This window comes from Streptomyces sp. NPDC059003, from assembly GCF_042740445.1.
Classification (GTDB): Bacteria; Actinomycetota; Actinomycetes; order Streptomycetales; family Streptomycetaceae; genus Streptomyces.
Genome location: NZ_JBHYJH010000171.1, coordinates 1 through 19,221 on the forward strand (window position 1 = coordinate 1; position 19,221 = coordinate 19,221).

Annotated in this window: 18 protein-coding genes and 1 tRNA gene; 13 read left to right on the forward strand and 6 right to left on the reverse strand. The window is 70.6% G+C overall.

Annotated features, from left to right (window positions below; translation table 11 throughout):
* Positions 1-662 (forward strand): AIR synthase-related protein (locus tag ACFWZ5_RS37465; protein WP_384891942.1); only part of this gene is annotated, 662 nt, incomplete at its 5' end.
* 55 nt (positions 663-717) lie between these two features.
* Here ACFWZ5_RS37465 and ACFWZ5_RS37470 read toward each other — a convergent pair.
* On the reverse strand, positions 718-1,314 hold the full coding sequence (locus ACFWZ5_RS37470) for a Uma2 family endonuclease (RefSeq protein ID WP_384804751.1): 597 nt from the start codon (positions 1,312-1,314) through the stop codon (positions 718-720).
* Positions 1,315-1,437: 123 nt separating this feature from the next.
* Here ACFWZ5_RS37470 and ACFWZ5_RS37475 point away from each other — a divergent pair, with 123 nt between their 5' ends.
* The 7 genes from ACFWZ5_RS37475 to purM all read left to right on the forward strand — a co-directional run bounded on the left by ACFWZ5_RS37475 (position 1,438) and on the right by purM (position 8,041).
* Positions 1,438-1,938 (forward strand): ArsR/SmtB family transcription factor, encoded by a 501-nt coding sequence (locus ACFWZ5_RS37475; protein WP_384804753.1) that lies wholly within the window; start codon positions 1,438-1,440, stop codon positions 1,936-1,938.
* 50 nt (positions 1,939-1,988) lie between these two features.
* Positions 1,989-2,819 (forward strand): M23 family metallopeptidase, encoded by an 831-nt coding sequence (locus ACFWZ5_RS37480; protein ID WP_384804755.1) that lies wholly within the window; start codon positions 1,989-1,991, stop codon positions 2,817-2,819.
* A 52-nt stretch (positions 2,820-2,871) separates the two neighbouring features.
* Complete coding sequence (locus ACFWZ5_RS37485; protein WP_384804757.1) at positions 2,872-3,528, forward strand: TetR/AcrR family transcriptional regulator; 657 nt, start codon at positions 2,872-2,874, stop codon at positions 3,526-3,528.
* A gap of 9 nt (positions 3,529-3,537) precedes the next feature.
* Entirely contained in the window at positions 3,538-4,335 is a 798-nt protein-coding gene (locus ACFWZ5_RS37490; RefSeq protein WP_384804759.1) for a sterol carrier family protein, read from the forward strand.
* A gap of 48 nt (positions 4,336-4,383) precedes the next feature.
* Positions 4,384-5,223, forward strand: a complete 840-nt coding sequence (locus ACFWZ5_RS37495; RefSeq protein WP_384891946.1) for an META domain-containing protein — start codon at positions 4,384-4,386, stop codon at positions 5,221-5,223.
* Positions 5,224-5,393: 170 nt separating this feature from the next.
* The gene (gene purF, locus ACFWZ5_RS37500) at positions 5,394-6,920 is read left to right on the forward strand and encodes an amidophosphoribosyltransferase (RefSeq protein WP_384804763.1); all 1,527 of its coding nucleotides are present in this window, start codon (positions 5,394-5,396) and stop codon (positions 6,918-6,920) included.
* A gap of 32 nt (positions 6,921-6,952) precedes the next feature.
* Positions 6,953-8,041: a phosphoribosylformylglycinamidine cyclo-ligase gene (gene purM / locus ACFWZ5_RS37505; protein ID WP_384804765.1), complete on the forward strand. Its 1,089-nt coding sequence runs from the start codon at positions 6,953-6,955 to the stop codon at positions 8,039-8,041.
* Positions 8,042-8,179: 138 nt separating this feature from the next.
* On the opposite strand, the gene ACFWZ5_RS37510 is transcribed toward purM, so the two are convergent.
* Both ACFWZ5_RS37510 and ACFWZ5_RS37515 read right to left on the reverse strand, forming a co-directional pair.
* Positions 8,180-8,434 (reverse strand): DUF3073 domain-containing protein, encoded by a 255-nt coding sequence (locus ACFWZ5_RS37510; RefSeq protein WP_189177758.1) that lies wholly within the window; start codon positions 8,432-8,434, stop codon positions 8,180-8,182.
* Positions 8,435-8,848: 414 nt separating this feature from the next.
* Positions 8,849-9,931, reverse strand: coding sequence for a Leu/Phe/Val dehydrogenase (locus ACFWZ5_RS37515; RefSeq protein WP_384803937.1), 1,083 nt, complete (start codon positions 9,929-9,931; stop codon positions 8,849-8,851).
* A 246-nt stretch (positions 9,932-10,177) separates the two neighbouring features.
* On the opposite strand from ACFWZ5_RS37515, the gene ACFWZ5_RS37520 reads away from it, so the two are divergent.
* Complete coding sequence (locus ACFWZ5_RS37520; protein ID WP_384803940.1) at positions 10,178-11,056, forward strand: hypothetical protein; 879 nt, start codon at positions 10,178-10,180, stop codon at positions 11,054-11,056.
* Positions 11,057-11,614: 558 nt separating this feature from the next.
* On the forward strand, positions 11,615-11,821 hold the full coding sequence (bldC, locus tag ACFWZ5_RS37525; RefSeq protein WP_003949541.1) for a developmental transcriptional regulator BldC: 207 nt from the start codon (positions 11,615-11,617) through the stop codon (positions 11,819-11,821).
* 473 nt (positions 11,822-12,294) lie between these two features.
* Here the strand turns inward: bldC and ACFWZ5_RS37530 are convergent, their stop codons facing one another.
* The 3 genes from ACFWZ5_RS37530 to hrpA form a co-directional block, all read right to left on the reverse strand.
* Positions 12,295-12,492 carry a DUF6274 family protein gene (locus tag ACFWZ5_RS37530; protein ID WP_384803943.1) on the reverse strand — a complete coding sequence of 66 codons (198 nt, stop codon included), beginning with the start codon at positions 12,490-12,492 and terminating at the stop codon, positions 12,295-12,297.
* Positions 12,493-12,907: 415 nt separating this feature from the next.
* Positions 12,908-12,982 (reverse strand) — tRNA-Asp (locus tag ACFWZ5_RS37535).
* A 93-nt stretch (positions 12,983-13,075) separates the two neighbouring features.
* Complete coding sequence (gene hrpA, locus ACFWZ5_RS37540; RefSeq protein WP_384803946.1) at positions 13,076-17,017, reverse strand: ATP-dependent RNA helicase HrpA; 3,942 nt, start codon at positions 17,015-17,017, stop codon at positions 13,076-13,078.
* 83 nt (positions 17,018-17,100) lie between these two features.
* Between hrpA and ACFWZ5_RS37545 the strand changes: the two genes are divergently transcribed.
* The 3 genes from ACFWZ5_RS37545 (at position 17,101) to ACFWZ5_RS37555 (ending at position 19,148) form a co-directional block, all read left to right on the forward strand.
* On the forward strand, positions 17,101-17,496 hold the full coding sequence (locus ACFWZ5_RS37545; protein WP_384803949.1) for a hypothetical protein: 396 nt from the start codon (positions 17,101-17,103) through the stop codon (positions 17,494-17,496).
* Between the two features lie 66 nt (positions 17,497-17,562).
* On the forward strand, positions 17,563-18,339 hold the full coding sequence (locus ACFWZ5_RS37550; RefSeq protein WP_384803952.1) for a DsbA family protein: 777 nt from the start codon (positions 17,563-17,565) through the stop codon (positions 18,337-18,339).
* Positions 18,336-19,148: a cytochrome c biogenesis CcdA family protein gene (locus tag ACFWZ5_RS37555; protein ID WP_384803955.1), complete on the forward strand. Its 813-nt coding sequence runs from the start codon at positions 18,336-18,338 to the stop codon at positions 19,146-19,148. The genes ACFWZ5_RS37550 and ACFWZ5_RS37555 overlap by 4 nt, the downstream gene beginning before the upstream one ends.
* The last annotated feature ends 73 nt before the right edge of the window (positions 19,149-19,221 follow it).

The window sequence follows — 19,221 nt, forward strand, 5'->3', positions numbered from 1 at the left end:
CGCGCGGTCTGGCGGACGGCTGCCTCCAGCTCGGCACCCCGGTGACCGGCGGCAACGTCTCCCTGTACAACCAGACCGGCGAGACGGCGATCCACCCGACCCCGGTCGTGGCCGTGCTCGGCGTCATCGACGACGTCACGCGCCGCACGCCGATCGCGTTCAAGGAGGAGGGCCAGCTCCTCTACCTGCTCGGCGACACCGCCGAGGAGTTCGGCGGCTCGGCCTGGTCGGGGGTCGTCCACGACCACCTGGGCGGGCTGCCGCCGAAGGTCGACCTGGAGCGGGAGCGGCTGCTCGGCGAGATCCTGATCTCGGCCTCGCGCGACGGCATGATCGACGCCGCGCACGACCTGTCCGACGGCGGCCTGGTCCAGGCGGTCGTGGAGTCCTGCCTGCGCGGCGGCAACGGCGCGCGGCTCGTCGTGCCCGACGGGCTCGACGCGTTCACGTTCCTGTTCTCGGAGTCGGCGGGCCGCGCGGTCGTGTCCGTACCGAGGAGCGAGGAGCTGCGCTTCACCGACATGTGCGGGGCGCGGGGTCTGCCGGTCACGCGCATCGGTGTCGTGGACGGCGACGCGGTGGAGGTGCAGGGCGAGTTCGCGCTGACCCTGGACGAGCTGCGGACCGCGCACACGGAGACGATTCCGGCGCTGTTCGGCTGACGCTTCCTTGTGCTGTGGGGTCCCGTCCGGGTTCGGGCGGGGCCCCACAGGCCGTTCAGTGCTGGGCGTAGCGCTTGAGGATGTCCGTGTCGAGGGTGATCCCGACAGGCGGGGGCAGGACGAGCTGCTCGCCGAATCCGATGGTGTGGATGTTCCGGTAACGGGAGCGCTCGTTGTCCGGCTCGCTGAACACGGTCACCGTGCCGTTGTCGCGGTCGATCAGCAGATAGACCGGGATCTCGGCCTCCGCGTAGGCCACGGGCTTCTCCACCCGGTCGCGCGCGTGCGTGTCGGAGTCGTACGACGTGACCTCCACCGCCATGAGGACACCGCTGGGGTCGGCCCAGTCGCCGTGGCCTTCGAAGTGCCCCGTGGGCGCGAGGACACCGTCCGGCCGGGCCCGCCCGTTGCGATACGCCTCGGTCCTCAGCCCCTGCACCGGGTTGAGGTCGAGGTCGGGCCGTGCCTGCATGCACTGCCTGATCAGCCACATGATGATCGTGCCGTGATTGCCGTCCGTCACGCCCTTGATCCAGATCCTTCCGCCGATGAACTCCAGTCTGATGCCCTCGAACTGGTTCGCGGTGAATCGGGCGATCTGCTCGAACTCCTCCGCTGACATCGCTGCTGTGCGCTCGGCCATAACCGTCATGGTGCACCCCCTTCCAGATGAGAGCCAGTGTTGGCGAGGCGCGGTCGTGGTGCGGGTGTTCCTGGAACGTTCACTCGAACGGGCAGCCTTGCCAGGGATTACGTAATTACGTAAGCTCAGATCGTGGATCTTGAAGAGCGCGTCGCCGACCTGGAGCGGCGCATCGCGGCACTCGAAGGCGCGGGCCCCGCCGCGCCCGCCGTCACAGACGGCGACTTCTGGGCGCTCGACGGCCTGAAGGCACAGCTCGCCGGGCTCGGCGCGGAGGACGGCGGGGTGCTGTTCACCGGCGCGGTGCGGCTGCCGACCGGGGAGCGGTACGACTGGCAGTACGGGCAGGTCACCGGGGACGTGCTCGACGCCGACCCGGCGGTGGCCGCCGAGTCGTTCGCCGCGCTCGGCCATCCGGTGCGGCTCCGGCTGCTGCGCGAGATCCTCGGCGGCCGCCGCACCGCGGCCGAGCTCGCCGCCCTCGACGGCATCGGAACGACCGGGCAGATCTACCACCACCTGCGCCAACTGACCGCCGCGGGCTGGCTGCAGACCACCGGCCGCGGCCGCCACGAGGTGCCCGCGGGGCGGGTGGTGCCGCTGCTCGTGGCGCTCTCCGCCGTGACGCCGTGACGCCGTGACGCCGTGACCTGACCCATCACCGCACGACTGGGGGAACCACCATGTTCATACGCAAGCTGTGCGCCGTCCTGCAGCGCCTCCTTGTGCTCGTCTTCGTCGGACTCGTCATCGGCAGCTTCTTCGTCGACTATCCCTTCGCGTGGTGGGTGGTGTTCACGCCGCTGGCGCTGTCGTGGGGCGCGGGCATCGTCGCCGGCCGCACCGCGAGCCATGACCTCAAGGCCGCCCCGCGCGACCCCGTCGAGGTCCTCCCGCCGGTCACCGGCCGCTGGTCCGCGCTCAACAGCCCCGCCGACAAGACCCCGAGCCACGGCGTGCACGGGTACGGCCAGACGTACGCCATCGACATCGTGGCCGAGGACGAGCGGCGCCCCCGGCCCGGCGCGGCCCTGCTGTGGCCCGTCGCCCGCCCGGCCCGCGCCTTCCCGGCCTTCGGCGCCGACCTCGTCGCCGTCGCCGACGCCACCGTCGTGCACGCCGAGGACGGCCAGCGCGACCACCTCAGCCGCAACTCCCTGCTCGGCCTGGCCTATCTGCTCCTCGTCGAGGGCGACGTACGGAGCCTGGCCGGGGCCCGCCGGATCTTCGGCAACCACGTGATCCTCGACATCGGCGACGGCACGTACGCCGCGTACGCGCATGTGAAGCGCGGGTCCCTGGCCGTGCGCACCGGCGACCGGGTGCGCGCGGGACAGGTCATCGGCCGCTGCGGGAACTCCGGCAACTCCAGCGAGCCGCACGTCCACTTCCAGCTCATGGACAGCCCCGACCTGGAGGCCGCGCGCGGCATTCCGTTCCGCTGGCAGGGGGTCGGCGTGCCCGCGAACGGCGAGGTGTTCACGGTCGGCAAGACGGCGGACCTGCCCTCCTGACCAGCGGTGCGTGCCCCCGTACGGGGAAATATCGTCCTGGTACGGTGCGGCCATGGCGGCACAGGAGGGCGCCGGTCCTGAGCTGGGCCTGCGCGAGCGCAAGAAGCGGCAGACCGCCGAGCGGATCTGGCTGGCAGCCGTGGACCTCTTCGTCGAGCGCGGCTTCGACAAGGTGTCCGTCGCGGAGATCGCCGCGGCCGCCGACGTGTCGAAGATGACCGTCTTCAACTACTTCGGCACGAAGGAGGACCTGCTCCTCAGCAGGATGGAGAGGTACGTCCCCGACGCCGCCGACGCGGTCCGTAACCGCGCCCCCGGCGAGTCCGCGGCGGAGGCCCTGCGCGCCCGGCTGCTCGAGCTGATCGAGGTCCGCGACCCGTCCCTGGGCCTCAGCGACAACCCCCGCACGATCGAGATCCTCCGCCTCATCGCCGAGACCCCCGTGCTGCTCCACCGCGCCCACCGCTTCCACCTGCGCGGCCAGCGCCTCCTCGCCGACGTGCTCGCCGAGGAGACCGGTGAGCCCGTGCTCGCGGAGGTCGCCGCGGCCCAGCTGATCGGCGTGCGCAACGCCGTCTTCGCCGAGGTGCAGCGCCGCAGGGCGGCGGGCGCGAGCCTCGACGAGGCCGCGGAGGCCGCGGCGCAGCTCGCGCGGGACGCCTTCGACCTGGTCGAAAAAGGCCTCAGCGGGTACGCGGTGAAGGCTTAGGCTCCCGGCATGCCTCCGGCCAAGAAGCGCACGCGCGCCTACGACCCGACGAAGATCCGCACGGCCGTCCTCACCCAGTACGCCACCGTGCGCGCGGCGGTCGCGGGCCTCACGGACGAGCAGCTCGCCCGGCCGACCCGGCTCGGGGACTGGACCGTGCGGGAGCTGGCCGCGCACCTGACGATGGCGCTCGGCGCCGTCGCCCGCGCCCTGGACGCCCCCGAGCCGGACAAGGCCGAAGTCACGCTCCAGAACTGGGCGTTCAGGACATCGGCGGCCGCGGGCCAGGTCGACGAGGACGTACGCGGCATCGTGGGCACGGGCACGGACCTGGACGCCCTGTTCGCCGCGCCCCTCGACCGGCTCACCGACGAACTCCCCGGCACCCCCGCCACCCGCCTGGTCCCCATGCGCTTCGGCGGCATGACCCTCGCCGACTTCATGGTCACCCGCACCGTCGAACTCGTCGTCCACACCGACGACTTGAACGACGCGGTGCCGGGCCTCGACGTGCCGTACGACCGCCAGGCCCTGGCCGCCTGCACCCGCCTGCTCGCCGACACGCTCGCCCTGAAGGCGCCCGGCGGCTCGGTGGAGGTCCGCGTTCCGCCGTACGCCGTCGTCCAGTGCGTCGAGGGCCCCCGGCACACCCGCGGCACCCCGCCGAACGTCGTCGAGACCGACCCGCTGACCTGGATCCGGCTCGCCACGGGCCGCACGGCATGGGCCGCGGAGCTCGCCGACGCGAAGGTCAGCGCGAGCGGGGAACGGGCGGACCTGGGCGGGCTGCTCCCGCTCATGGGGTGAGGCACCCGGCCCGTGGGACGGGCCGACCGTACGGAACCGGTCGAGGGTGTGCCCCGTCACAGTGACATGTACAAGCAGCGCGTAACCCAGACCCTCACCGTTCTCGCCGCCGCCGGGCTGCTCGCTGCCTGCGGCTCGGAGTCCGGAGGCAGCGACGGGGACTCCGGCTCCGTCGACTCTCAGGCGCCCCTCACCGGTGTGCGCTGGAACGTCGTCAGCCTGACCGTCGACGGCAAGAAGCACGACGCCCCGGACGGGGCCTACATACGCCTCGGCGGCAAGGGCGGCACCGGCGGCCACTACGGCTGCAACGGCTACGGCGCGGACGTCTCCGTGAAGGGCGACACCGTCGACTACAAGCCGGGCATCCACACCGAGATCGCCTGCAAGGCCCTCGGCTTCGAGCGCCGCCTCGCCGACGCCCTCGACGGCACGCTCAAGGCGGACCGCAAGGGCATGGACGACGGCCGTCTGACGCTCACCACGAGCAAGGGCGACCGCATCGCCCTGACCTCCGAGCCCGTCGCTCCCCCCACCCCGCTCCAGGGCACCACGTGGACGGTGGACTCCGTGGGCGACGACAGCACGACCCGGGCCCTGCCCAAGCAGGTCGCCGGCAAGGCCCGCCTGACCTTCGACAAGGACGGCACCGTCCACGGCAACCTCGGGTGCAACGACGTCTCCGCGAAGGCCGTGCCGAAGAACGGCGTGATCACCTTCGGCGTCCCGAAGACGACCCGCATGATGTGCCAGGGTGCCAAGGCCAAGACGGAACGTGACCTCCTCAAGCTGTTCGACGGCAGGACCGGCTACAAGGTGAGTGACAAAGACCTCACCCTCACGGCCGACGACGGCACCACAGTCACCGCGACAGCAGCAACGAAATAGCCCGTCCGGCGCTTGAGAACGAGGCGCGAAGCGCCGACAAATGGGGGTTCTAGGGGGCGAAGCCCCCTGGTTTCGAGGGAGGGGCGGGCCTGGGGCGCCCCCGCGAGGGCCCACCCACCGCCCCCTACCCCAATTCGGACCAGTGGTCGATCTCGCCTACACTCGGTGGCGTGCCACGTGGTGACGGTCGACTCAATCACGATCTGCTCCCCGGCGAGAAAGGCCCCCAGGACGCTTGCGGCGTCTTCGGTGTCTGGGCGCCGGGCGAAGAGGTCGCAAAGCTCACGTACTTCGGGCTCTACGCCCTCCAGCATCGGGGCCAGGAATCCGCGGGAATCGCGGTCAGCAACGGCTCCCAGATCCTCGTCTTCAAGGACATGGGCCTCGTCTCGCAGGTCTTCGACGAGACATCCCTCGGTTCCCTCCAAGGTCACATCGCGGTCGGACACGCCCGCTACTCGACCACCGGGGCCTCCGTGTGGGAGAACGCCCAGCCCACCTTCCGCGCCACGGCCCACGGCTCCATCGCCCTCGGCCACAACGGCAACCTCGTCAACACGGCCCAGCTCGCCGAGCTGGTGGCCGCCCTGCCGAAGGAGAACGGCCGCGCGACCCAGCTCGCCGCGACCAACGACACGGACCTGGTCACCGCGCTCCTCGCGGGCCAGACCGACGCCGACGGCAAGCCCCTGACCATAGAAGAAGCGGCCGCCGCGGTCCTTCCCCAGGTCCAGGGCGCCTTCAGCCTCGTCTTCATGGACGAGCACACGCTGTACGCGGGCCGTGATCCGCAGGGCATCCGCCCCCTCGTCCTCGGCCGCCTGGAACGCGGCTGGGTCGTCGCGTCGGAGAGCGCCGCGCTCGACATCTGCGGCGCCAGCTTCGTCCGCGAGATCGAGCCCGGCGAGTTCATCGCCATCGACGAGAACGGCCTCCGCACCTCCCGATTCGCGGAAGCGAAGCCCAAGGGCTGTGTCTTCGAGTACGTCTACCTGGCGCGCCCCGACACCGACATCGCGGGCCGCAACGTCTACCTCTCGCGCGTCGAGATGGGTCGAAAACTGGCCAAGGAAGCCCCGGTCGACGCGGACCTGGTGATAGCGACCCCGGAGTCCGGGACGCCGGCCGCGATCGGCTACGCGGAGGCCTCCGGAATCCCCTTCGGCGCGGGCCTGGTCAAGAACGCCTATGTGGGCCGGACCTTCATCCAGCCCTCGCAGACCATCCGCCAGCTCGGCATCCGCCTCAAGCTGAACCCCCTCAAGGAAGTCATCAAGGGCAAGCGCCTGGTGGTCGTCGACGACTCGATCGTCCGCGGCAACACCCAGCGCGCCTTGGTGAAGATGCTCCGCGAGGCCGGCGCCGCCGAGGTCCACATCCGGATCTCCTCGCCGCCCGTGAAGTGGCCCTGCTTCTTCGGCATCGACTTCGCGACCCGCGCCGAGCTCATCGCCAACGGCATGACCATCGACGAGATCGGCACCTCGCTCGGCGCCGACTCCCTCTCGTACATCTCCATCGACGGCATGATCGAGGCCACGACCATCGACAAGCCGAACCTGTGCCGCGCCTGCTTCGACGGCGAGTACCCGATGGAGCTCCCGGACCCCGAGCTGCTCGGCAAGCAGCTCCTGGAGACCGAGCTGGCCGCGGGTCCCGCGGCCACGGCCGCGGCCGACGCGATCCGTCGCCCCTGAGCCCCCTCATCAACCCCGAAAGATCCCAGGCAATGTCTGAGACAACTGGTGCCAGTTACGCAGCCGCCGGCGTCGACATCGAGGCCGGTGACCGCGCCGTCGAGCTGATGAAGGAGTGGGTCAGGAAGACCCAGCGCCCCGAGGTCGCGGGCCTCGGCGGCCTCGGCGGCTTCGCCGGGCTCTTCGACGCCTCCGCCCTCAAGCGCTTCGACCGCCCGCTGCTCGCCTCCGCCACGGACGGCGTCGGCACGAAGGTCGACCTCGCCCGGCAGCTCGGCGTGTACGACACCATCGGCCACGACCTCGTCGCGATGGTCATGGACGACATCGTCGTGTGCGGCGCCGAGCCGCTGTTCATGACCGACTACATCTGCGTCGGCAAGGTCCACCCGGAGCGCGTCGCCGCCATCGTCAAGGGCATCGCCGAGGGCTGCGTCCTCGCGGGCTGCGCCCTCGTGGGCGGCGAGACGGCCGAGCACCCGGGCCTGCTCGGCCCGGACGACTTCGACGTCGCGGGCGCGGGCACGGGCGCCGTGGAGGCCGACCAGGTGCTCGGCGCGGATCGCATCCGTAAGGGTGACGCGGTCATCGCGATGGCGTCGTCGGGCCTTCACTCCAACGGGTACTCGCTGGTGCGGCACGTGGTCTTCGACCGCGCGAAGATGACCCTCGACCAGCAGGTCGAGGAGTTCGGCCGCACGCTCGGCGAGGAGCTCCTGGAGCCCACCAAGATCTACTCCCTGGACTGTCTGGCGCTGCTGCGCACCGCCGAGGTGCACGCGTTCAGCCACGTCACCGGCGGCGGCCTCGCCGCCAACCTGGCCCGGGTGATCCCGGACGCCCTGCACGCCACCGTGGACCGCTCCACGTGGGCGCCGGGCGCGGTCTTCGACCTCGTCGGCAAGGCCGGCCAGGTCGAGCGCCTGGAGCTGGAGAAGACCCTGAACATGGGCGTCGGCATGATCGCCGTCGTGCCCGAGGAGTCGGTCGACGTGGCCCTCACGACCCTCGCCGACCGCGGTGTGGACGCCTGGGTCGCGGGTGAGATCACCGACCGCGGCGACCACGCGACGGGCGCCGAGCTCACCGGCACGTATTCAACTGACAGCGCCGCGAAGTAGTCCGCTCCGGACAGCACAAAACCCGGTCCGGGCGACTAGCCACCCCGGACCGGGTGAGTGCAGTTACCAGCGGATTGCGCGTGAACTGCGAGTGCTCAGTTGAACGGCGAAGGCTCAGTGAGCTGCGAAACCGCGAGGTCAAGCGCCGCGGCGCTGAGACGAGGGACCGGACTGGTCGTCCTCTTCGTCCTCGTCGTCGTTGTATAGATCCGCGTACTGCGCGTACGGGTCGTCTTCCTCGTCCTCGTCCTCGAACGGCTCGCCATTCGGCGGCTGCTGCGAAGTCGAAGCGCCCAGCTCGTTGGCCAGACGCGACAGGTCAGTCCCGCCGCTGTTGTACTTCAGCTGGCGGGCGACCTTTGTCTGCTTGGCCTTGGCCCGGCCGCGCCCCATGGCTCGACCCCCTCGGTATCGGGGCTTCATGGCCCCAGAGTCTTGACACGCGTTCATGATCTGGAACGGACTCTCCATGGAGAGACCGGTCCGTAGGGCTTCCACGGTACCTGCTCCTGCGGCCATACGGTACGTCGCCCGCAGGACGCGCGTCGGCGCACGACCAACAAGGCGCCCTTTCCTCGCTGGTCAGCTGCGATTTTAACCTCTTCTTGGCAGCCGACACGGCGGCGGGCGTGAGTCTTGTCTCGCGGCAGCGGATTCCGCCCGGAAACGCGGCGTGATCGTGACGGGACCGAGCGCGGGAACCCCGGCCGGAACGAGGGTCCGGCCGGGGTTCCCGGGCTGCTTTTCGGCCGTTCTGGGCAGGTACGCGGCAGGCGCGCCGTCGGCGTCCCCGCGCGGCCCGCCGGGTCAGCCGCGGCGCGCCTCCGCGATGCGCTGCTCGGCGATCCTGTCGGCCGCCGCGGCGGGCGGAATCCCATCCGCCTTCGCGCGAGCAAATATGGCGAGCGTGGTGTCGAAAATCTTCGAAGCCTTGGCCTTGCACCGGTCGAAGTCGAAGCCGTGCAGCTCGTCGGCGACCTGGATGACGCCGCCCGCGTTCACCACGTAGTCCGGCGCGTAGAGGATCCCGCGATCGGCGAGGTCCTTCTCGACGCCGGGGTGGGCGAGCTGGTTGTTGGCCGCTCCGCACACCACCGTCGCGGTGAGCACCGGCACGGAGTCGTCGTTCAGGGCGCCGCCGAGCGCGCACGGCGCGTACACGTCGAGGCCCTCGGTGCGGATCAGGGCCTCGGTGTCGGCGACCGCCGTGACCTCGGGGTGCTTGTCGGTGACGCGGCGCACGGACTCCTCGCGGACGTCCGTGATCACGACCTCGGCGCCGTCCTTGAGGAGGTGCTCGACGAGGATGTGCCCGACCTTGCCGACCCCCGCGACGCCGACCTTCCGGCCGCGCAGCGTCGGGTCGCCCCACTGGTGCTGGGCGCTGGCCCGCATGCCCTGGAAGACGCCGAAGGCGGTCAGGACCGAGGAGTCGCCCGCGCCGCCGTTCTCGGGGGAACGGCCGGTCGTCCAGCGGTTCTCGCGCGCCACGACGTCCATGTCCGCCACGTACGTACCGACGTCGCAGGCCGTCACGTAGCGGCCGCCGAGCGAGGCCACGAAGCGACCGTAGGCGAGCAGCAGCTCCTCGCTCTTGATCTTCTCCGGGTCGCCGATGATGACGGCCTTGCCGCCGCCGTGGTCGAGACCGGCCATGGCGTTCTTGTACGACATTCCGCGCGCGAGGTTCAGCGCGTCGGCGACGGCGGCCTCTTCGGTGGCGTACGGGTAGAAGCGCGTGCCGCCGAGGGCCGGGCCCAGGGCGGTGGAGTGGATGGCGATGACGGCCTTGAGGCCGCTGGCACGGTCCTGGCAGAGCACGACTTGTTCGTGGCCACCCTGGTCCGACTGGAACAGGGTGTGCAGGACGCCGTCGGATACATCGGTCACGGTGGTGACTCCCGGTTACGTAGCGGCGGTTGGGCGGGATACCCGTGCGGGTGGCGGGTCCCGGTGGGCATGAGAGTAGAGCCTCCCGGGACCCCTCGCCGCATGGTGCCCGGCATCACTCTGTCCCTTCCGCGAGAGGATCACTCGCCCGGGGTGGAGGGTCGCTGCGCGACGGAGTACGGCGGGCTTCGGCCATGGCACGATTTGCAGTGTTTTCCAGCCGGTAGGCGGGGGAGGGGAGGAGCCGTGCCCAAGGTGTCCTCGGTGGTTGTCCCGTATGCGTCGTACTTGCGCGTGTACGAGCCCCTCGCCGCCTTCCCCGAGCCTGAGCGCACCCACTGGGCGCGCTACGCCCGTCGCGCCGACCGGCCCTCCTACCAGGACGAACTGCGGGGCTCCCTGGCCGATTTGGCGCCCACGCCGCCGATTCCGGTGCCGGTGCACGAGAGTCGGGACGCGTTCGTCGTGGAGAGCGACGGCGTGGTGTGCGTCTGCCCGTGGCGGACCCGGCTGCGCGGCTGGCAGGCCCTCGGCGAGCTGGCGGAGCAGCTGCCGGCGCCGGTCCTGGACGCGGTCCTGCCGCCGGTGGTGCGCCGCCAGGCCGCCGCGGACTACGAGGCCTGGCTCACCGACAACCCCGACGCACGGCCGTGGATCAGGTCGGCGACCTGGCACGTGCCGCTGAACTGGTTCGTCCTGGTCACGGACGAGGAGCGGTTCTACGACAAGGGGTACGGGCACGGGGCGGCCGGGGACGCGGGGGTCCCGGAGGGCGCGGCGGCGCCGGTGCTCCGGTACCGCACGCCGATGGTGCAGGCGCGGCGCCGGGTGGCGCGCGGCCTCAAGGCGCTGCGTGCGGCGATGGACGAGGGGCCGCTCATCGACGGCCTGGTGGACGTGGGCCGGTGGCTTGAGGAGTTCCACCCGCGCTCGCTCGTCGAGCTGGACTACGGCGGCCTGGTGCACGCGCTGCCGGAGGGGATGCTGGACGAGGACCACTCGGCGGCGGACGTGGCCGCCGGGATCGAGGCGCTGCGCGACGGCGACGGGGTGGGCGCCGGTGAGGCGTACGCGCGGCTCGTCGAGCGGTGGCGGGCGGTCCGTGAACGGCAGTTCTCGAACTGATCTCGAACTGACGTCGCTCCTCTTAACACTTCTTTGACCCGTCAACCGGCGCATCCGGGTGCGGTCTGGTGCATCCTGGGCGTTCGCCTGTCCGGCGCGCCATGTCCTGGCGCCGGGACGTAGGTCCCGATCCGGGCCTTTGCCTCAAGCGTGATGGACCGCACTTAACTGACCCTTGCGCCGAACGGCCTTCCTCATGCCAAAATAGGACAAGGAGTCCGGACAGGGCTCCTTCCGTCCAACTAAGGGCGGAATGCTCAGCATTGCACGCTATGGGGGGTCTGTTGACTCCTGATCGCTCTGTGACTGATCGTCACTGTGGCGTGACTGTCCGCTATGGCATGGTCCATCGGCTTCCGTCGCTGATGGACACCTGGGAGGGCAATTCCATCGGTTTGGCCGACGCGGCTGGACGGATGGTGTAGTTGTAGTGCCGAGGACAAGCCGTTCGTCCTATAACCGACTCGACTCGCGTCCGCCATTTCGGGCAACGCGGGTCAAGGTGCAGAATTTAGAGGAATGAACCGAGAAGGTTCGGTTCTCCCGAGGAGGCCGCTCATGACCGCTCGCACCCCTGATGCCGAGCCGCTGCTGACCCCGGCTGAGGTCGCCACGATGTTCCGCGTCGACCCCAAGACGGTCACGCGCTGGGCCAAGGCTGGCAAGCTCACGTCGATTCGCACGCTCGGCGGGCACCGCCGTTACCGCGAGGCCGAGGTTCGCGCTCTGCTTGCGGGCATTCCGCAGCAGCGCAGCGAGGCCTGAGGTACGGCGTTTTTGCAGTAAGCAGTACACATCGGACGAAGAGCACGACCGCTGCCGGGTCCCCCAATCCGGCCGTATCGTCCGACACATAGCTCCACACGACGAGGATCCCGCCCCAACGGGAGCCACGCCTGAGCCACTTGGGTGCGTCGTCGATCGCGCTGGACTCCGCCGGGTCCAGCGCGATTTTGCTGTCCGGGGGTCCCTTTGTGCGCGCTGTTGGGGGCCTCTGTGCGCCGCCTTGTTGATCCCTGAGGGATGCGCTATCGGGCGGTGTGCCAGGTGGTGCAATTGCACATATTAGATTGACCTGTTGTAGGCCAGGGGTAAGTTCCGGAGTTTTTGGAACTCGTTCGGTGACTACCGTCACACGACCCGTATCTTGTTGCTCTCGCCGCTCGTGCGCTAGAGGGGACCAACTCGCCCCGCACGCCAGCTTCCCACTGCGGAGCCGCCGCGCGCCTCGGCTTTGGTCATGCCTTGGGGGGACTTTCGTCCTCGCATTGCCCGGCGGCCTCGCCGGCCTCCCGTGCGTCCGCCGACGGCTCCATCGCGAGCCGCAGGAGCCGGTGGCAGATCGGGCAGTGGCGGGTCAGGTGGCGGTAGCCGGACGCCGCGGAGAGGTGCGCGCGCAGCAAGGCACGGGTCTCGTGTCGTGCGGGTGCGGTCATGAGCCCACCTCCAGAAGAGCGCCGGACCTCCCCGCCCGCCGCCCTGCTGTTTCTGGGGTACCGGGGGAATGTGACGCCGTCAAGACGGCCACCACACGAACGAGCCGCGAGACCCGAACACACCAACCTCCACAGCCACCGATGACGCCGTCACGGCGGGGCGGAAGCGGCCGAGCGGGTGGAGATGCCAGCGAGGGCGGGCAGCAGCCACCGACGGCGCTCAGCCCCCACGAGGGACGCCCACCTCGCGGCGGGGCAGAAACGGGCGGGCGGGTGGGGAAGAAAAACGCGAGCCGCGGCGGCCGCCGACGGCGCTCGGCCCCCGCGAGGGGCGCCCACCCCGCGTGGGACTGGAAACGGGCGGGCGGGTGGGAAAAACAAAGCGGGCCACCCCTTGAAGGGTGGCCCGCTGCGGCGGTCCTGACGGGATTTGAACCCGCGGCCTCCACCTTGACAGGGTGGCGAGCACTCCAAACTGCTCCACAGGACCAGGTTTCGCGGCGCTCATCGTGCGTTGCGCTGCGAGAAGAGACTGTACAGGAGCGCAGGCCAGCGGTCGAACTCACCCTGAGTGCCGACCCGGTTACGGCACCGCCGCGTCGATGGCCTTCACGATCCGCTTGTCGGAGACGGGGAACGCCGTACCGAGGGCGTGCGCGAAGTAGCTGACACGGAGCTCCTCGATCATCCAGCGGATGTCGGTGACCTCCTGCGGCACGGGCCGGCCCGCCGGCAACTGCTCCAGGAGCCACGCGTACTCGTCGCGCATCTCGCGCACCTTCTCCATGCGCGTGGTGTCCCGCTGCGCGTTCCCCGGCATCTGCTGCAGCCGACGGTCGGCGGCGACCATGTAGCGCATCAGGTCGGGCAGGCGCCGGATGCCGGTCGCCGTGACGAAGCCCGGCTTGATCAGGGCGTCGAGCTGCTCCCTGACGTCCGCGAGGTTCGCGAGCAGGGCCGGGCTGCGGGTGGACTTCAGCCGGCGCTCACAGGCCTGCCAGGCGGCCAGGACCTGCTGGACCTGGGCGACCGTCCGCACCGTCGCGTCGACGATCTCGGCGCGCACCTTCTCGTACAGCTTGCGGTACGACTCCTCGTCCCACGCGGGCCCGCCGAAGTCGCCGATCAGCTTGTCCGCGGCGGCGGTCGCGCAGTCGTCGAAGAGGGCCTGCATGGAGCCGTGCGGGTTCGCGGACAGGGCGAGCTTCTGCTGGTTGCTGAGCCTGTCCTGGGCGAACTTGGCCGGGTTCACCGGGATGTTGCGCAGGATGAGGCGCCGCGTGCCCCGCCACATGGCCTCGGCCTGCTCCGCCTCGGTGTCGAAGAGGCGTACGGAGACGGTGTCGCCGTCGTCGACCAGGGCCGGGTAGGCCTTCACGGGCTGACCGGCCCGCCGGGTCTCGAAGACGCGCGAGAGGGTGCCTATCGTCCAGTCCGTGAGCCCCGACCGCTCCACGGACTCCCCGCCGGACCGCTCGGCCGTCGCGGCGGCCGCCTGCGACAGGGCCTTGCGGGCCTTCGGCTTGAGCCGGAGCTTCAGCGCCTCCAAGTCCTTGTCCTCGGCGAGCTTGCGGCGCCGCTCGTCGGTGACCCGGAACGTGATCTTCAGATGGTCCGGCACGCGGCTCAGGTCGAAGTCGTCGGCGCCCACCGGCACGCCGACCATCTTCTGCAGCTCGCGCCCCAGCGTGACGTGCAGCGGCTCCTGCAGGGGCGTGGCCCGCTTCAGGAACTCCTTGGCGTAGTTGGGCGCCGGGACGTAGTGCCGGCGGATCGGCTTCGGCAGGGAGCGGATCAGCTCCGTCACGACCTCCTCGCGCAGGCCGGGGATCTGCCAGTCGAAGCCGTCGGCCGACACCTGGTTGAGCACCTGGAGCGGGATGTGGACGGTCACGCCGTCCGCGTCCGCGCCCGGCTCGAACTGGTACGTCACCCTGAACTTCAGCGGCCCCTGCCGCCACGAGTCCGGGTAGTCGTCCTTCGACACGTCGCCCGCGCGCTCGTTGATGAGCATCGACCGCTCGAAGTCGAGCAGCTCCGGCTCCTCGTGGCGCTTCTTCTTCCACCACGAGTCGAAGTGCGCCCCGGACACCACGTGCTCGGGCACCCGCTGGTCGTAGAAGTCGAAGAGCGTCTCGTCGTCGACGAGGATGTCGCGGCGCCGCGCGCGGTGCTCCAGCTCCTCGACCTCCGTGAGCAGCTTGCGGTTGTCGGCGAAGAACTTGTGGTGCGTACGCCAGTCGCCCTCGACCAGCGCGTTGCGGATGAAAAGGTCGCGGGAGACCTCGGGGTCGATCCGGCCGTAGTTCACCTTGCGGTCGGTGACGAGCGGGACGCCGTACAGCGTCACCTTCTCGTACGCCATGACGGCCGCCTGGTCCTTCTCCCAGTGCGGCTCGCTGTAGGTGCGCTTGAGCAGGTGCTGGGCGAGCGGCTCGACCCACTCCGGCTCGATCTTCGCGTTCACGCGGGCCCACAGGCGCGACGTCTCCACGAGCTCGGCCGACATGACGAACCGCGGCGGCTTCTTGAACAGGGCGGATCCCGGGAAGATCGCGAACTTGGCGCTGCGGGCGCCCAGGTACTCGTTCTTCGCGCCGTCCTTCACGTCCTTCATGCCGACGTGGCTGAGCAGTCCGGCGAGGAGCGAGACATGGACCTGCTGGTCGGGGGCGTCGTCCTCGTTCAGATGGATGCCCATCTGCTTGGCGACCGTGCGCAGCTGCGTATAGATGTCCTGCCACTCGCGGATCCGCAGGAAGTTCAGGAACTCCCGTTTGCACATGCGGCGGAACGCGGAGGAGCCGAGCGTCTTCTGCTGCTCGCGCACATAGCGCCACAGGTTGAGGTACGCGAGGAAGTCGGACGTCTCGTCCTTGAAGCGGGCGTGCTGCTGGTCGGCCTGCGTCTGCTTGTCGGCGGGGCGCTCGCGCGGGTCCTGGATGGACAGGGCGGCGGCGATCACCATGACCTCGCGCACGCAGCCGTTCTTGTCGGCCTCCAGGACCATCCGGGCCATGCGCGGGTCCACGGGGAGCTGGGCCAGCTTGCGGCCCTGCTGCGTGAGGCGCTTGCGCACGTCCTTCTGCGTGGGGTCGAGCGCGCCGAGCTCCTGGAGGAGCTGGACGCCGTCCCGGATGTTGCGGTGGTCCGGCGGGTCGATGAACGGGAACTTCTCGATGTCGCCGAGCCCGGCCGCGGTCATCTGCAGGATGACGGAGGCCAGGTTCGTACGGAGGATCTCCGCGTCCGTGAACTCGGGCCGGGCGAGGAAGTCGTCCTCGGAGTAGAGCCGGATGCAGATGCCGTCCGACGTACGGCCGCAGCGGCCCTTGCGCTGGTTGGCGCTGGCCTGCGAGACCGGCTCGATGGGCAGGCGCTGCACCTTCGTGCGGTGGCTGTACCGGGAGATGCGGGCCGTGCCCGGGTCGATGACGTACTTGATGCCCGGGACGGTCAGCGAGGTCTCGGCGACGTTCGTGGCGAGCACGATCCGTCTGCCCGTGTGCGGCTGGAACACGCGGTGCTGCTCGGCGTGCGACAGCCGCGCGTACAGCGGAAGCACCTCAGTGAACTTGTACTTCTTCTTCTCCAGCGCGTCCGCCGTGTCGCGGATCTCGCGCTCGCCGGAGAGGAAGACGAGGATGTCGCCCTTGCCCTCGCCCTGGAGCTCCTCGACGGCGTCCGTGATCGCGGTGATCTGGTCGCGGTCCGGGTCGTCGCCCTCCTCCTCCAGGAGCGGGCGGTAGCGCACCTCCACCGGGTACGTGCGCCCGCTGACCTCGACGATCGGGGCGTCGCCGAAGTGCCGCGAGAACCGCTCGGGGTCGATGGTCGCGGAGGTGATGACCACCTTCAGGTCCGGGCGCTTGGGCAGCAGCTGCGCCAGATAACCGAGCAGGAAGTCGATGTTGAGGCTGCGCTCGTGGGCCTCGTCGATGATGAGCGTGTCGTACGCGCGCAGCTCGCGGTCCGTCTGGATCTCGGCGAGCAGGATGCCGTCCGTCATCAGCTTCACGTACGTGCCGCCGCTCACCTGGTCGGTGAAGCGGACCTTCCAGCCGACGGCCTCGCCGAGCGGAGTGCTCAGCTCATCGGCGACGCGCTCGGCGACCGTGCGGGCGGCGATGCGGCGCGGCTGCGTATGCCCGATCAGGCCGCGGACGCCCCGGCCGAGCTCCAGGCAGATCTTGGGGATCTGCGTGGTCTTGCCGGAGCCGGTCTCGCCCGCGACGATCACGACCTGGTGGTCGCGGATCGCCTCGAGGATCTCGTCCTTCTTCTGGCTGACCGGAAGCTGCTCCGGGTACGTGATCGCGGGCACGCCGTCCGCGCGGCCCGCCATCCTGGCCTCGGCCTTCTCGACGTCCTGCGCGATCTCGTCGAGGACGGCGGCACGGGCCTCGGGCTTGCGGATCCGGCGCGCACCTTCGAGCCGCCGGCCGATGCGGTGCTCATCGCGCAGCGAGAGCGCCGTCAGGCGGGTGGCGAGGGCGTCGAGGGTGAGGGCGGGCTGCGTAGACATACGCGGTCCAGGATCTCACCCGGCCCGCGAAGGTGGCGAACCGATTTCCCGGGGCGAGCCCTGCGGCACGTACCATTCCGGGCATGTTGTCCCGAGCGCGTACGCGGTGGTGCCCCTTGGTGGCGCTGCTGCTCGTGGTGCTCGGGGCGCTGTGCGGGCCCGCGGCCGCCGCCGAGCGGTCGACACCTCCCGCCGCGCCGGCCGCGCCCGCCGCTGCCGCCGCGCCGTTCGTCCAGGGCGCCGACGGGCACGGGGTGCCCGGCTGCGGTCAGGGCGGTGACCAGGACCTCGGGCAGCGGCCCGCCGTGCCGCCGCGCCCCGGTCCCTCGTACGAACTGCCGCTCGCGCCGTACGACGTCCGTGCCCAGGCCGGCGTCTGGGGCGCCGACCAGGCCGTGCACGCCGCCGCGTGTGCGCTGCGCGCGCCCCCGCCGCTCGTGCCGCCCTCGCCGGTGGACCTCTCCGTTCTGCGTGTGTAGGGGACCCCTGTCTCAGGGGTCCCTCATCGCCGTACGCAACATACGCAACAGGAGAAGCGCATCACCATGTCCGTCGCACGCAAGAAGAAGAACGTCGCGATCATCGCCGCCGTGGCCGTCGCCGCCGGAGCGCTCGGCGTCGCCTCGTACACCGCCACCAAGCCGGACGACTCGTCGTCCGTCGCCTCCGTCGACAAGGGCGGCAAGGGCGGCAACGGGGACAAGGGGGACAAGGGTTCCGACGCCGCCGCGCCGCAGCAGGGCGTCTACCCCGAGCTGGAGAAGTTCGCCCGCCGCGACGCCAAGGACCCGCTCGCGCAGGGCCGCGCCGACGCGCCCGTCGTCATGGTCGAGTTCGCGGACTTCAAGTGCGGCTTCTGCGGGAAGTTCGCCCGCGACACCGAGCCGGACCTGGTGAAGAAGTACGTCGACAACGGCACCCTGCGCATCGAGTGGCGCAACTTCCCGATCTTCGGCGAGGACTCGGAGCGGGCCGCGCGCGGCGCCTGGGCGGCGGGCCGGCAGGGCAGGTTCTGGGAGTTCCACGAGGCCGCGTACGCGGACGGCGCCAAGGAGAAGGGCTTCGGTGACGGGCGCCTCAAGGAGCTCGCGCGCGAGGCCGGGGTCAAGAACGTCGAGCGCTTCGTCCGCGACGCCGACAGCGCCGCGGCGAAGGCGGCCGTGAAGAAGGACCAGGACGCGGGCTACCAGCTCGGCGCCACGTCCACGCCGTCGTTCCTGATCAACGGGCGGCCCATCGCGGGGGCGCAGCCGGCGTCGGTGTTCGAGCAGGCCATCGAGGCGGCATCCAAGGCCGCGCCCGGCAAGGGCGGCGAGAAGTGACCGCCGACGTCGGGTACTTCGCCGCCTTCCTCGCCGGTCTCCTCGCCCTCGTCAGCCCGTGCAGCGCGCTGCTGCTTCCCGCGTTCTTCGCGTACTCCATCGACTCCACCTCGCGGCTGCTCGCCCGCACCGGGATCTTCTACGCCGGGCTCGCCACGACGCTCGTACCGCTCGGCGTCGCCGGGTCCACCGCGGGGCGCTTCTTCTTCGGGCACCGCGAGCAGCTGGTGTTCTGGGCGGGCTGGCTGATCATCGCGCTCGGCGTCGCCCAGGTGGTGGGCCTCGGCTTCGCCTCCCGGCGCCTGGCCGAGTTGTCCGGGCGCATCCGGCCCACGACGGCGGTGTCGGTGTACGCGCTCGGGGCGGTGTACGGGTTCGCCGGGTTCTGCGCCGGGCCGATCCTCGGCAGCGTGCTGACCGTCGCGGCGTACAGCGGGAGTCCGGTGTACGGGGGTGCGCTGCTCGCGGTGTACGCCCTGGGCATGGCGGTGCCGCTGTTCGTCCTCGCGGTGCTGTGGGAGCGGTTCGACCTGGGGCGGCGGCGGTGGCTGCGGGGGCGCGCGTTCCGCGTCGGCCGTTTCGAGCTGCACACCACGTCGCTCCTCTCCGGGCTCTTCTTCGTCCTGCTCGGCTCGCTCTTCCTGCTGTACGACGGCGCGGCGGCGCTGCCCGCGCCGGTCGACGAGGACGATTCCTTCGCCGTGCAGGAGTGGGTGGGACGGTTCGACGGGGTGCCGGACTGGGTGGTCCTGGTCGGGGTGGTCGCGGTGGTGGCGGGGGTGACGCTGGCGCGGCGCGCTCGCCGCTGAACGGGTCCTTTCCCGCCCGCCCGCCCGTTTCCAGTCGGACGGAGGGCGGGCGCCCCTGGTGCGGGGTTTCCCG